The sequence below is a fragment of the Clostridium sp. OM05-6BH genome, from assembly GCF_003481635.1.
In the GTDB taxonomy this organism is placed as follows: Bacteria; Bacillota; Clostridia; order Lachnospirales; family Lachnospiraceae; genus Butyribacter.
In genome coordinates this window covers 150,038-165,046 of sequence record NZ_QULH01000005.1, presented here as the reverse complement: position 1 = coordinate 165,046, position 15,009 = coordinate 150,038, and the positions used below count along the sequence as shown (strand labels likewise).

The following is a 15,009-nucleotide window of genomic DNA, read 5'->3' as shown; positions in this document are numbered from 1 at the left end:
TCTCTATCCTCGTATATTAATTATCATCCTTCGGCGAATAGATATGATACTGATCTTTTCCGTTCGCTTTGGAATAATACAGAGCACAATCGGCTTGTGTATATAACTCCGTAAAGCTATCTCCCATATCCGGTGCGTACGCTACTCCAATACTGCTCGTGATCGATACACTGGATGCATTGTCCGTATAAGTACGACGGTTGCCGGCACAAATTTCCTGTGCTTTCTTGCCGATAAACTCTAATAGTCCCTGCTCATCAAATGCCTGATAGGATACGCATACTGCAAACTCATCGCCGCCGAGTCTGCCAATGCAATCCTGATTCGCAAATACTTTATTAAGACATTGCGCTGTCTCTACGATTGCCTGATCTCCATAAATATGACCAAGCGTATCGTTAACATTCTTGAAATTATCCAAGTCGACCATATAGAAAATAACGTATTTATCGCCACGGTTTTTGAGCATCAAAGAAACACGTTTTTCCATTGTCTTCTTGTTGAGAACACCTGTCAACATGTCATTCTCAGCCCGCTGAACAAGTTCTTTCTCTTCGCTTAATTCCTCATCAACATTGACGATTTTACCGACGAACGATTCATTAGCGCCAAACTCATTACGTTCCAGTATACCGACAATACGATACCATCTGTAATTTCCTTTGATGTTACGGATACGTACTTCTGTATTAAATTTCGTATCCTCTCCCTCCCAAAAGCTGCTCATGCGACCTCTCAGAGAATAATCATCCTCATGGATCCAATCATATATATCATACACGGCTTCTCCGGAAAGTTTGCCGATCTCTGTTCCAATGATGCTCTTAACATCACCATAAAACTCCATTTTGTGTGGACGAAATGTCACCTGGAACGATACACTCTGATCACACTGCTCTAAAATGTTATGTCGCTCGTTTTCTGTGCGAAGCTTAATATTGCGTACCATTATGTATGCAGACATAGCAAGAAATATCAAGATAAAGATCACAGATACGACGGTTAACACTATTGTACCCGTGCTAACCACATCGACCGTTGAGCCAAAGCTTTTCGTCGGCATCGTCGTAACAGCGTACCAATTGTTAACACTAAGCGGTACGTACTGCGCCGAATATTTGACTCCGGCATGCTGATAGTCTACTGATGCGATCAACTGATTTCCCATACGTTCCTCTAGTTCATCCACTGAACTGACACCATCCAACATCTGACAGCTGTTCAAGTATGAGAAATGATTGCCGCCACGATTTTTCAACATGGATTCATAGTCGTTATCTCCAAGCACATAATCGCCTAATTCGTTGACAATACAGAGTGCACCGTCTCCTTTGTAATCTGCTTCATTCAAGACAGTCTTAATTTCCTGTGTCAAAATTCCTGCTGCGATCGTCATAATTGTCTTACCGTTCTTTTGAACCGGTGCATAAAAGCGCAATACTTCCTTATCGTCCGTATCGATCTCTATCGACGGCGCTACGACATTTTTTCCTTGCATCAGCGTATCATAAAAAGGCTTGTCCTTAAGATTGTCTACCTCATAATTTGCTCCACAGATTTTCTTTCCTTCGTTGTTTAACAGGCATATTCTGCTAAATTCATTCTGTCCTACCAGAACCGTATGCAGATCATCCGGATCTGTGCTGCCAAGTTCTGCGATACAGTCTGCCATTGTATTGAGCAGTTCCACTCTATTCGTTAAATAAGAGTCAATATATTTGCCATAGACAAATGCGTTCATGCCCATGTTCTGCTCTGATAAGTTATGTCGCACATTAACCACTTCACCGGCGATCTGAACGCCTGTAACAATTGACAAAATTAATGAGATAACCAGCACAGCAATGTAAACCCATTCCAATTTAATATGCTTTTTCATATGCTATCATATAGCTCCTCTCGTGTTTTGCCACCCAAGTATATACATCCCCACATATATACACATTCTTTGTTACAGCTTCGACTTTACAAAGCTGCACATAATTACTTATAGTATACTCTTTTTCTGCGGTTTTGCCAATATGCATTGCGAGCCCCGCCAAAGGAAAAGGTTTCACGACACCCGCCACATTGCAAATCCACTCAAAAAAAGGTTTCACAACGCTTACCGCATCGTGAAACCTTTGTATCACACTATATGTAGTTATGTCTCGCATCTCAGTCATTGTCTGCCCCCGACCTTTTCCATTCATCATAATAAATATCTATATACGGACTATGGTTTGGTTTATCTTCATTCCACAATTCCTGAAATATCTGCACCCTGTCGTTTTTCCAGGAAACTTCGTAATCCGCTGGTCCAAATTTGTATTTCCTGACCTGCTTCAAAGTATTGTATCCTGTTTGGACATAAATAATGTTATGTTGCTTGCTTTCCTCTGGATTTGAACCAGAAACATACACTTCCTGTATACATAATACCCAATTCCCACCGGGCTCTTGCTGTTCATAACGGTAGAAATCACCAAAGCCATCATATGTTCCATCATTGTCCATGCTTTCCAGCCAGATTACAAAAGAAGTCCCTACAGCCACATGCAGGACAAACAACAATGAAAATAAAACAACGGTTCGTATTTTCTTTTTCCAAAAAATAAAGAAAACAACAGGCATAAGGATAAAAAATATATACGCCCATAAATATACGCCAGACAAGTAGGTAACATGTTTGCCATAAAAACACTCTGTAAGTTTATTATAATGAACAACCTGCCGTTTCTGACTGACCCAAAAATAAAGACAGTCAAAAGCAAATAGAAACAGGACAAAACTATATGCACCCAAACAGCCTATTTTCTTAATCTTTCCATTTTTTTCCAAATCTTTTTATCCTCCTTACCGCGCATATCAATGACATATTCCACAAAAAAATCCCTGGCTGCTTTGGATTCCTTTTTTGAATATGTATGACCCTTAAATAAAGGCCATTTAATTACATTCAAATACTTTAACCTCGTATATTTATAGGTCAAATCATGTATCTGATTTTCAGACCAGGAATTCGTAAGCTATCGTAACTCGATCAGACACGATTACTCTGCCAGACCTCCGACCATTTCCGATACATATTCGTAAATCTTTGGTCCTGCCTGCTCTCCGTATTGTGCCACAATGCGAACAATCGCACTGCCGACAATGGCTCCATCTGCAATCTGTGTATACTGATGAACCTGCTCCGGCTTATTAATGCCAAAACCTACTGCTGTCGGCACATCGGTTACCTGACGGATCATATCAACGATCTGTCCTACATCGGTCGTGATCGTGTCACGCACACCGGTTACTCCGAGCGAAGAGACGACATAGATGAATCCTTCTGCCTCTTTGGCGATCATCTGAATACGCTCCTGTGAAGTCGGTGCGATCAGAGAGATCAACTTCAAGTCATATTTTTCGGTAAATTCCTGCAGTTCGCCTTTTTCTTCAAAAGGCATATCCGGAATGATCAAGCCATCGATTCCTACTTCTGCACATCTCTTGCAAAAACGGTCATATCCATATTTATACAGCGAATTTGCATATGCCATAAATGCTAACGGGATCTGTGTCTTTTTCCGAAGTTTTGCTACCATATCAAAGATCTTATCTGTCGTGCATCCTGCGCTCAACGCGCGAAGATTGGCTTCCTGTATAACCGGGCCCTCTGCGATCGGGTCCGAAAATGGAATTCCGATCTCTACAAGTGCTGCACCCGCTTTTTCCATTTCCAAAATAAACTCCTCGGTCTTGTCCAGACTGGGATCTCCTGCTGTAATAAATCCAATAAATGCTTTTTTGTTATCAAATACGTTTTGTATTCTATTCATGTAAATCAATCCCCCTATATCTGGCAATTGCTGCTACGTCTTTGTCTCCGCGGCCGGACAGGCAGCAGATAATGATCTGATCTTTGCTCATCGTCGGTGCGATCTTCATCAGGTGTGCTACCGCATGCGAACTCTCGATTGCTGCGATAATGCCCTCTTCTTTGGCAATGTACTCAAAGGCATTCACGGCTTCTTCATCAGTTACCGGAACATATTCCGCTCTTCCAATGTCTTTGAGATATGCATGTTCCGGCCCCACACCCGGATAATCAAGACCGGCTGAGATTGAATATACCGGCGCGATCTGTCCAAATTCATCCTGGCAGAAGTAGGATTTCATACCATGGAAGATTCCCTCGGTTCCGGTTGCCATCGTCGCAGCGGTCCGATCCGTATCAACACCGAGCCCGGCAGCTTCACAACCGATCAAACGTACCGATTCATCACCGATAAATTCATAGAACATACCCATGGAATTACTTCCACCACCAACGCATGCCATAACGACATCCGGCAGTTTTCCTTCTTTTTCCAATATCTGCGCTCTCGCTTCCTTACTGATCACGCTCTGGAAATCACGCACGATCGTTGGAAACGGATGCGGTCCCATAACCGAGCCAAGCACATACAGGGTATCATCCACACGGCTGACCCACTCTCTCATACATTCATTAACGGCATCCTTAAGCGTCATCGTGCCACTCTCTACCGGATGCACTTTGGCACCCAACAGTTCCATACGATATACATTCAATGCCTGACGGATCGTATCTTCTTTACCCATAAAGATCTCACAATCCAGATCTAACAGTGCTGCCGCCGTTGCTGTTGCCACGCCATGCTGCCCGGCCCCCGTCTCTGCAATAATACGTGTCTTGCCCATCTTCTTAGCAAGCAGCGCCTGGCCGAGCACGTTGTTGATCTTATGAGATCCTGTATGATTCAAATCTTCACGCTTAAAATATATTTTGGCACCGCCCAGATCTCTCGTCATCTTTTCTGCATAATAAAGAAGTGACGGTCTGCCTGCATATTCCCGAAGGAGCGTATCCAACTCTTCGACAAACTCCGGATCGTTTTTGTAATGCTCATATGCCTCTTCCAAATGGTGAATCTCATTCATCAGCGTCTCGGGAATATACTGCCCGCCATGCTGTCCAAATCTTCCTTTACTCATTGTAATCCTCCTAAATCGTAACTAATTATGCGTTTCGGTCACTCGTACTGCCTAAATCGTAACTAATTGTTCGTTTCGGTCACTCGTACCGCCTGCGCAAATGCTTTCATTTTATTAAGGTCTTTGCAGTCCTCTGTCTCCATGCAGCTGCTGGCATCAATACCATACGGCGAAGTCATTCTGACCGCCTGCTGCACATTATCCACTGTGAGCCCCCCTGCCAAGAAAAATGGTTTCTCAAGCGCTTTGATCAGCGACCAGTCAAACGTGCGTCCATTGCCGCCCGCTGCTTCGCCTTCCTTAGACCACGCATCTAACAACAAATACTCACAGTCTATCTCGGAGATATTCTCCAAATCTGCAGTGGATCCAACTTTCACCGTCTTTATGATCCTTGCCGTTTTGCCAAGCAGCGCAGTGCGTTTTCTAAGTGCTTCAATATACGCCGCATCTTCGCTGCCATGCAGCTGTGCATATTCGATCACCCCTGCCGCCAAAAGCTCTGCAATAAAGTCCACCGGCTGATCGACGAACACGCCTACTGTATGAATGCGTGGATCCAGTTGTTCGACAAGCTCTGCCGCTTCCTCTCGGGTCACCTGCCGTTTACTCGATGCAAACACAAACCCGGCAAAATCCGGCTGCACTTCATTGGCATAAGCAACATCTTCCGGTCTGCGCAGACCGCATATTTTCAAGTGAATCTTGAGCTGCTGCAATGCCTGAACACGGTCTTTAGCACGCATCAGCGTCTCTCCGATCAGCACACCATCTACCGCGTTGCGCTCCAATTTTTTAATATCCTGTGCCGTCTTGATACCACTTTCTGAAATAAATATAATATCCTTCGGCACCTGTGCGCGAAGCCGCACGCTGTTATTAATATCAACTGTGAAATTGCGAAGATCGCGGTTATTTACTCCGATCACACGTGCCCCCGCCTTGATCGCACGATGAACTTCTTCCTCATCATGCGCTTCCACGATAGATGTCAGCCCTAGCAAATCCGCAACCTCCCGAAAATGTAAGAGTTCTTCATCCGAAAGGATCGCACAGATCAAAAGCACCGCATCGGCACCGATCACCTTAGCCTCATAGATCATATACTCATCAACCGTGAAATCCTTGCGCAGTATCGGAATACTGACAGTTTGACGCACCGCCTTCAAATACTCATTGCTCCCCTGAAAATAATAGGGTTCGGTCAGCACGGAAATCGCTGCTGCACCACCTTCTTCATAATCTGCCGCAATCTCCCGGTACGGAAAATCTTCTGCGATAAGACCCTTGGATGGGGATGCTTTCTTCACCTCACAGATAAAGGATATCCCCTCAGCCTTAAGTGCCTGTTCCATCGGAAATCCGGTATCAGCGTTAAGTGCCTGCGCCTGCTCTTTCATCTGCGCAAGCGTTATTTTCTGTTGATTTTCTGCCACTCTTACTCTTGTCTTAGCAGCAATCTCTTCTAATATATTCACGCAAGTCCTCCTATTTCTGTCCGCTCACGATTTTACACGCAGTATCGTATCTATGCAACTCCTATCGCAACATTTCACACAAAAAACATTGTCGACAGATTATTTGGCGGTAAGTTTCTGTAACCGCTCTAATGCTGCGCCGCTCTCAAGCACCTCTTTGGCTTTGGCAATGCCCTCTTCAAAGGTGATTCCCGCCGTTGCTGTATAAATCGCTGCACCTGCATTTAACAATACAACATCTGTCTTCGGCCCTTTGGCTCCGCCAAGAATATCACGCACGATCTGTGCATTTTCCTGTGGTTCTCCACCAACGAGATCGCTCTTTTCGCAACGTGTGAAGCCAAACTGCTCCGGCGTGATCTCATAAGTTTTGTACTCGCCATCTCGATATTCGCACACTTTCGTCGGTGCACTAAGGGATATCTCATCAATACAATCCGTTCCATAGACAACCATCGTACGTTTCACACCGAGATTAACTAATACATGCGCCAATGGTTCTACCAAGTTCTCATCGTATACACCCATCAGCTGCATATTGGCTTTTGCCGGATTTGCAAGCGGTCCCAAAATATTAAACATTGTGCGGATACCGATCTCGCGGCGAACTGCACCAACAAAACGCATTGCCGGATGATATTTCTGCGCAAATAAGAAACAGAAATTGTTGTCACGAAGAGACTGTAAGCTCTCCTCTGCTTCTCCATCAATCTTTACGCCAAGCGCCTCGAGGCAATCTGCTGTTCCACATTTGCCGGAGGCTGCACGGTTACCATGTTTGGTTGTCTTGATGCCTGCTGCGCTCGTGATCAATGCTGCCAGTGTAGAAATATTGATCGTGTTGGATCTGTCTCCACCGGTACCAACAATTTCTAACGTATCTATATCATTGTCAAACGGAGCACAATGACTTCTCATAACTTTGGCTGCCTCTGTAATCTCTTCAATTGTCTCACCCTTGATGGCGAGTGCTGTTAGGAATGATGCTTTCTGTGCATCGGTTGCTTCACCTGTCATGATCTCTTCCATTACCTGCTTCATTGTCTCCGGTGTAAGATCCTCACCTGCTACTAATGTGCTAATTGCCTCTTTAATCATAGTGATCACTCATTCCTTTCTCGTTATTTACAAACTTTGCTGTATTGTTTCCTGTTACTGTTTCAAAAAATTCTTTAACATATCAATTCCTTTGGGTGTCAAGATCGACTCCGGATGAAACTGCAGTCCGTACGTTGGTGCCTCTTTATGTTTCACGCCCATGACTTCTCCATCGTCCGTCGTAGCAATGACCTGCAAGCATTCCGGTATCGTCTCTTTCTGAGCGATCAGCGAATGATATCTTGCGACCTCTGCCGTCTCTCCAATCCCCGCAAAAACCGGGCATTCGGTGTCAAGCGCTGCCACCGACATTTTGCCATGCATCAATTTCTTGGCATATGTTATGGTCGCTCCGTACACCTCACAGATTGCCTGATGTCCCAGACATACGCCAAGGATCGGTACTTTGCCGTTAAAATATTTGATAACCTCTTCACAGACACCTGCCTTAAAAGGACGTCCCGGTCCCGGCGACACTATGATGTGTGTCGGTGCCAATTGTTCGATCTGCTCTACCGTCATCTCATCGTTACGGATCACACGGATATCCGGGGCGATCGTTCCAACCAGCTGCACAAGGTTATAAGAAAAACTATCGTAATTATCAATCAATAAAATCATATGGCTCCTCCTTACTGCACTGCCATTATGCTAAGCCCTGTGCTTTATCTACTGCATCCATTACTGCTTTCGCTTTGTTGATGCACTCATGATACTCATTTTCCGGTACACTGTCTGCCACGATACCGGCTCCGGATCTGACAAAGATCTTGTCGTTTTTCTTAAACACGGTACGGATTGCAATACAAGTGTCAAGATTGCCGGTAAAATCAACATAACCAATGGCTCCGCCATAAATGCCACGCTTATTGTTCTCTAATTCATTAATGATCTCCATCGCACGGATCTTTGGTGCACCCGATAAGGTTCCTGCCGGTAACACTGCATCCACTGCATCTAAGCTGTCTTTGTCATCTCTGATCTCACCCCGCACGGTCGATCCTATATGCATAACATGTGAATATTGCAGCACCGCCATATAATCTTCCACTTCTACGCTGCCATACTTACTTACTTTGCCAAGATCATTTCTGCCAAGATCTACCAGCATATTGTGCTCTGCGCGCTCTTTTTCATCACCAAGCAGCTCTGTTTTAAGTCGCTCATCTTCTGCGGCATCTTTGCCGCGGGGTCTTGTTCCGGCAAGCGGAAATGTATGCAGCACGCCATCTTCCAGTTTCACTAACGTCTCTGGCGAAGCACCCGCCACTTCAATGTCATCGCTGCTAAAATAAAACATATATGGGGATGGATTGATCGTGCGCAGCATACGATACGCATTGAACAAACTTCCCTCATAATCAGCTTCCAAACGATTGGAAAGCACTACCTGAAAAATATCTCCCTCGTAAATATAATGCTTCGCTTTCTCAACCATCGCGCAATATTCCTGCTCCGAAAAGAGCGGGCGAAACTCTGATGTGATCTTACCCGGCGTGATCTGTGCCGGTGTGCCATGCTCTATAAGATCCACGATCTCTTCAATTTCTGCGAGACATCTGTCATATTCCTGTTCCAGATTCTCTGTCCTTGCATTGGCGATGATGTATATCTTTTGACGAAGATTATCAAAAGCGATCACCTTGTCAAACAACATAAGGTCGACATCCTTAAACCCTTCCTGATCGTCGGCGTCCAAATTAAGCTTTGGTTCGCTGTACTTAACATAATCATAAGAAAAGTATCCGACCAATCCTCCGGTAAAGCTTGGAAGATCTTTTACTTTTGGACTGGTGTATTCTTTCAAGATCTCTTTGATCTTTGCTCCCGGATGAGCTACCGGCTCTTTTGCTCCTTCTTCGCTCCCACTTTCACGTATACACATTTCACTGTTCATACAGGTGATCTCTAATTTCGGATCATATCCCAAAAATGTGTATCTTCCCCATACTTCCTGATTTTCTACGCTTTCTAACATGTAGCAATGTTTGCTCACGCCTTTTAGGATGCGTAACACTTCCATCGGTGTCACGGTATCCGAAAGGATCTCCCGGCTGATCGGCACAACTTTGTAGCCGTCTGCCATCTGTTTTGCCTGTTCCAGTGTTGTCATGAAACCCTCCATTCCGCAGACGCTTTGGCGTCGAAGGAACCGCGAGCCAAATGTCAGATTTGGCTCTGCGAACAGGGCTACTTTGTGACGCCTGCGGCACAAATAGCCGTGTGATAAAATACTGCATCAGCAGTATTTTTCACACTAACCTCCTTCGTTTCAAGCAAAGAGTTTCTTAATAGCGGAGCATTTTTTGCATATATAAAACAAAAAAAGTCCTTGTTTAGCATATAAATGCTAAACAAGGACGGTTAATCTTTTACCCGCGGTGCCACCTTGTTTCGTGAAACCTCACGCTCTTTGCGAAATACCAACATATTCCCGGCAACTGACGCATGCCTTACGTCATGGAATACTCAGCCGGATCACCAGCTTTTGACCATGCCCTCTGCGGTCCATTTAATGAACAGCTCTCTGTGGTTTCTCAGCATCCCCACTCTCTGTAAGCGCCTCTTTCATTTTTATCTCCGCTTCAACGGTTTATTATTATGAAATTAACAATAGTATACTCCTTGTGTAGGATTTGTCAACTATCTTCTTTTCTGATTGATAAAATTTCTTTTTCAGAAGATCAAACTCCTTCTTCATCAAAAAACAGAATTACAGATTGTCGTACAGATCCTCTGTGAATGTCAGGCTGCCCCGATAACCTGCATACGTACGATTAAACACCAAACGTTCATTCATCGGAAAGGCTGCCAGAATAAACTGAATATCCTTTTCCAATGCCACCTCGCGTTCATTGCTGCTGCCGATCAACAGCGTGATCTCTTCTTCCTCTTCCCGCAGTGCCTGATTGATCTCATACTGATCGGATGCAAAGATCACCTTTGGCGGTTTCGCATATTCCAAATCCTCAATCTGTGCCACAATGCGATCCTTATCCTCTTGACGGAACAGTGGTTCTGACACGATGACAAGCACCGGCGTAAAACTAAAATCATTTGCCAGATATCTGGTGATACCCACAGCGTTGTTAGCATCTGCCACAACCGCAAAACGCTTCCAGCTAACCACTCCGACAGACTGCGCTAAATAATCATAAACATATTCTTCTTCCGCAGCGATCACTTTATCCACGATCTCTTGATCCAAGTGCATTGCCTCTGCTACCTGTCTGACAAATTTTGTCGTGTCGGTTGCCCCGACAAATAAGCCCGGAACGCGGATGCTTGGAATACCAAATTTTTGTTCCATCTTTTTGGCCGGGCCCTTAAACAGCCATGGATTGATGATGATATTCAGTGCTGCACCGGAACATTTGCGGATCGTTTCAATACCCTGATGCTTTGTAAAGAACGTATTTACCTTAAGACCTAGCGCAGATAAAATACGATCGATCTCCTCAAGCGCACCGCTCCAAAACGGATCATGATACGGGATGATCCCGAAAATATTAACCAATTTATCATCTTTCGGCACATCTTCTTCTATCACCTGATTGATCATCGTCGTCCAAACCGTTTCATAGCCGAGATTGCTGTCTCCGACAAAGCCCGGCGTCTCGATCGGATATACGGAATACCCCTTGTCCTGAAATTCTTCTGTAACGCTGACAATGTCATCACCGATAATTCCTGCGGTACATCCCGTCAATACAAAATATGCATCCGCATCAATAATATCAATAGCCCCCTGAACAGTTGTGCGCAGTTTTTCAGTACCGCCAAAAACAACTTCTTTTTCCAACATATTGGTAGAAGGCAGTGATACAAATGACACAAAACGAGAAGATTTGTGTCCGGACTGCCCTTGATCTGCTGCTGTAGTCTGCATACAGCAGCCCGGTCCTGAATGATAGATCGGACACACACGGTCGATCGCTCCTAATACAGAATTAATGCCTGCTAAAACACAGCCGCCCTTTGGATTTTCTGTAACCTGTGACATATCTTTTCCTGCCTTTCTTTATTTCTTGATATACTTAAATGCATCCTGCTCATACCACGAATCCTTATATGGTAATTTACTATGTTGTGCTAACTTTACATTAAATCCCGGATTTTGCAGCTGATCTGCAATTTTGTTGCCAAGATAGATCAGACCGTCATATCCCATCGTCGGACGCTTACCGTCCAATACATGTGTAGTCGGAATGCCAAGCTTAGCCGCCCAGTCCGGAACACCAATAAAAGCATCCGGTTTTAATTTATTCACAAGATTGACCTGCTCGAATGGCTGCATATTGGCAATATCAACGACGAAGTCTTTATGAATGCCATTGAGATATTCGATATCTGTCTGTGCATCTTCATCATAGGTTGGTGTCTCTAATCCCACCAATTCCATGCCAAAATCATCGATCAAAGCTGCTGCCGCAAAAGATCGCCCGGTACCGCCACAGATAAATACCCGCTTACCGTGCAGTCTGTCACGAAGTTTCTGAACAAGCGGCATGATACGCTCTCGCTCTTTCGCAATGATCTCTTCGACTTCCTCTTCCTTGCCCAGCACTTTTGCAATACCGCGGTACCATTTTTCGGTATTACGGATACCGATCGGCATCACCGTATGCGAATATGGGATCTCATAATCTTCCCATAATGTTTTCATAAATTCATCTGCAAATACTTTACAGATCGAAGTAGATGCCTCGGCTGCCGGAATGCGCTTGATCTTCTCCAGAGAACTATAAAATGGTATGTAATTTACCTCCACACCAATATTGTGCAGCATACGCTCCATCTCTTTCTGATCAGCGTAACTAACCGTTGTCGGTGCAAATAGATTTACCAGTCCTTTTTCTTTCGGTACACTCTCTTTCTTGAGGATATACTTATTGATCGCTAAAAATGCTGCGTCAAAACCGGAAGCACAGATTTTGGACTTAAAGCCCTCACAATGGATCGGCACCAAAACGGTGTCCGGATACTCTTCCTGCAAATCATATGCGATCGCATCGATATCATCTCCAATAATACCGGAGGCACAGGAAGCATAGATAAAGGCAAGCTTCGGATGATAACGTTCCACTGCCTTTTTCACTGCCTCGCGAAGTTTCTGTTCGCCGCCAAACACGACGCTTTTCTGATCCACATTTGATACGATAATGCGTGGATTGCGGATATTTTTAATGCCGCGGTGCGCCTGACCGACACGGAACATATCCACTGCCATGATCGAACAGCCAACACATCCCTGCGGGGAGTGCGAAATAAATACAGAGTCTTCCAAAGACATCAATGCCGCCATACTGTTGATCTGCTGGCACTGCAATCCCTGTGCAAACGTTCGGTCTGCTTTTTTCAAACAGCCTTTTCGAAACTGCTCCTCGACTTCTTTTCCCGTCGTTCCTAAATCATTAATTCTGCCCGGTTTACTTTCTCTCACACCGGAATACTGCTTTTTCGCCATAACAATCTTTCATTCCTTTCTCGCAATGCGTCAATGATTTACAATTTTGCTGCTAGATCACATATTGATCTGTCCATAGATTTTGCTGCCATTCCACCAAATCTTCCAGAGTCATACCCTCTAACACACCATTGATCGCCTCGTCTAATTTCTGCCAAATGATCAAGCTGACACAGGTTGCCTTATTTTCACAAGGCCAACCATTGGCACCAACACAGTCTGTCGGGGATAGATTTCCCTCCATAGTACGCAGAATGCGTCCCACAGTATAATTTCTCGGCGGCTCACTCAACATATACCCACCGTGAGAACCGCGAATGCTTTTCACAAGGGCAGCTTTATTGAGCGTCGCCACGATCTGCTCCAGATATTTTTCGGAAATCCCCTGTCTTTTTGCGATTTCCTTGATCTTTACCGGCTGCCCCTTGCTGTAAAGCGCCAGATCGAGCATTAGCTTGATCGCATATCGTCCTTTTGTGGATATTTTCATATTCGTCACCAAGCCTTTCTTTGTCTTGCTAAATAACACCCTATTTTGTGAAGAGCTTCATCAATAGTGCACTCCACGTCAAACGCAGTTACAGCATGCTTTGCAAGCAGCTTCTGCATATGAAAACCAATCTTGCTGCATACGACAAAGGTACAGTCCGTGACACACTCTACACGGTCATTACTGCCTTCACAGAAATGACCACCGGCATCACATCCGCAATGCTCTGTGTCATTGGCCTGTGATCGCAGATCTGCGTCCTGTCCGTCTTTTAGGACACCTTCATCATGCTGCACTACCGTTCTCTCTTCCAGTTTGCAATATGCATCCTTTGTAATTTCATATACTTCAAAACGCTCTGCTTCTCCAAAAGGTGTGTCGACATGCACCCCATCTGAAGTAGCAACTGCGATCAAATATTTTCCCATGCTGTTCCTCCAGCCTTATGATCTGCCAATTTGCGTTGTTGCTTGGTTTCCTGTCTATACCTCAAAATCCTCATTAAACAAATTCGTAGACAGATAACGAAGTCCTGTATCCGGCAGGATAACGACAATATTTTTGCCGGCATTTTCCGGTCGTTTGGCTATCTCCGTTGCCGCAAAGATTGCTGCACCGGATGATGTTCCAACCAGAATTCCATCTGTTTTGGCAACTTCGCGTGTCACACGGTACGCATCCGGCGTCTCCACATCATAGCGTTCATCATAAATGTCCATATCCATGATCTCCGGTACCATTTCTCTCGGCACTCCGGCAAATGGGTGCACACCCATAATCTCTTCCGGCGCCGGGTTTTCAGGGCTTGGCAATGAATTTTTACCTGGCTGCAATGCCACTACATACAAGTCCGGATTTTTAGACTTCAGATACTTACCGGTTCCTGAAACGGTTCCGCCGGTACCTACACTTGCCACCAGAATATCAACGTTACCATTGGTATCTTCCCAGATTTCCGGACCGGTCGTTGATTCATGGACTGCCGGATTGGCCGGGTTAGAAAGCTGATCAACGAAAAAGATGCCTTCCTCTTTCGCCAATACTTGATCTCTCAGTGCCGCTACAGCAGCAATAAAATCCCCACCCGTCTTTTCCATTGTTTCCACGATAACCGGTTCTTCCGACAATTTGATAACTTCCGCGCCAAACGCCTTGATCACCTGAAAACGTTCCGCACTAACCTGATCCTGTATGTATACACGGAATTTATATCCTTTGGTTGCTGCGATCGCTGCCAGACCGATTCCGGTATTTCCACTCGTTGTCTCTACCAAAGTATCTCCCGGCTTGATCAAGCCTTTTTTCTCCGCTTCCTCGATCATGTTTAATGCAGTGCGGTCCTTAATGCTCTGATTCGGGTTGAAATACTCCAATTTTACAAGAAGCTTTGCCGGAAGATCATGTTTCTTTTCATAATTTGCCAGCTCCAACAACGGTGTTTTTCCAACTAATTCTGTAATTGATCTATAAATCTTTCCCATGCAATGTCCATC

General features: G+C 44.8%; 13 protein-coding genes. All 13 read right to left on the bottom strand.

All coding sequences use genetic code 11. The annotated features are described in order from the left end of the window. Window positions 1-16: 16 nt before the first annotated feature. Window positions 17-1,879 carry a sensor domain-containing diguanylate cyclase gene (locus DXB73_RS06925; RefSeq protein ID WP_118690578.1) on the bottom strand — a complete coding sequence of 621 codons (1,863 nt, stop codon included), beginning with the start codon at window positions 1,877-1,879 and terminating at the stop codon, window positions 17-19. Between the two features lie 278 nt (window positions 1,880-2,157). Then, complete coding sequence (locus tag DXB73_RS06915; RefSeq protein ID WP_118690576.1) at window positions 2,158-2,820, bottom strand: hypothetical protein; 663 nt, start codon at window positions 2,818-2,820, stop codon at window positions 2,158-2,160. Between the two features lie 212 nt (window positions 2,821-3,032). After that, entirely contained in the window at window positions 3,033-3,806 is a 774-nt protein-coding gene (gene trpA, locus DXB73_RS06910; protein ID WP_118690575.1) for a tryptophan synthase subunit alpha, read from the bottom strand. Further along, entirely contained in the window at window positions 3,799-4,983 is a 1,185-nt protein-coding gene (gene trpB, locus DXB73_RS06905; protein WP_118690574.1) for a tryptophan synthase subunit beta, read from the bottom strand. Before trpB ends, trpA begins: the two co-directional genes overlap by 8 nt. Window positions 4,984-5,045: 62 nt before the next feature. Further along, complete coding sequence (trpCF, locus tag DXB73_RS06900; RefSeq protein WP_207665547.1) at window positions 5,046-6,461, bottom strand: bifunctional indole-3-glycerol-phosphate synthase TrpC/phosphoribosylanthranilate isomerase TrpF; 1,416 nt, start codon at window positions 6,459-6,461, stop codon at window positions 5,046-5,048. A 99-nt stretch (window positions 6,462-6,560) separates the two neighbouring features. Then, window positions 6,561-7,559: an anthranilate phosphoribosyltransferase gene (trpD, locus tag DXB73_RS06895; RefSeq protein ID WP_118690573.1), complete on the bottom strand. Its 999-nt coding sequence runs from the start codon at window positions 7,557-7,559 to the stop codon at window positions 6,561-6,563. Window positions 7,560-7,613: 54 nt separating this feature from the next. Next, the gene (locus DXB73_RS06890; RefSeq protein ID WP_118690572.1) at window positions 7,614-8,180 is read right to left on the bottom strand and encodes an aminodeoxychorismate/anthranilate synthase component II; all 567 of its coding nucleotides are present in this window, start codon (window positions 8,178-8,180) and stop codon (window positions 7,614-7,616) included. Between the two features lie 25 nt (window positions 8,181-8,205). Then, window positions 8,206-9,672 carry an anthranilate synthase component I gene (trpE, locus tag DXB73_RS06885; protein ID WP_118690571.1) on the bottom strand — a complete coding sequence of 489 codons (1,467 nt, stop codon included), beginning with the start codon at window positions 9,670-9,672 and terminating at the stop codon, window positions 8,206-8,208. A 600-nt stretch (window positions 9,673-10,272) separates the two neighbouring features. Beyond that, window positions 10,273-11,562, bottom strand: coding sequence for a nitrogenase component 1 (locus tag DXB73_RS06880; RefSeq protein ID WP_118507875.1), 1,290 nt, complete (start codon window positions 11,560-11,562; stop codon window positions 10,273-10,275). Window positions 11,563-11,580: 18 nt separating this feature from the next. Continuing rightward, window positions 11,581-13,026: a nitrogenase component 1 gene (locus DXB73_RS06875; protein WP_118690570.1), complete on the bottom strand. Its 1,446-nt coding sequence runs from the start codon at window positions 13,024-13,026 to the stop codon at window positions 11,581-11,583. Between the two features lie 52 nt (window positions 13,027-13,078). Further along, window positions 13,079-13,516: an Rrf2 family transcriptional regulator gene (locus DXB73_RS06870; protein WP_022024784.1), complete on the bottom strand. Its 438-nt coding sequence runs from the start codon at window positions 13,514-13,516 to the stop codon at window positions 13,079-13,081. Between the two features lie 5 nt (window positions 13,517-13,521). Next, window positions 13,522-13,944, bottom strand: coding sequence for a NifB/NifX family molybdenum-iron cluster-binding protein (locus DXB73_RS06865; RefSeq protein ID WP_118690569.1), 423 nt, complete (start codon window positions 13,942-13,944; stop codon window positions 13,522-13,524). A gap of 54 nt (window positions 13,945-13,998) precedes the next feature. Further along, window positions 13,999-14,997, bottom strand: a complete 999-nt coding sequence (locus DXB73_RS06860; protein WP_022024782.1) for a pyridoxal-phosphate dependent enzyme — start codon at window positions 14,995-14,997, stop codon at window positions 13,999-14,001. Between the last annotated feature and the right edge of the window lie 12 nt (window positions 14,998-15,009).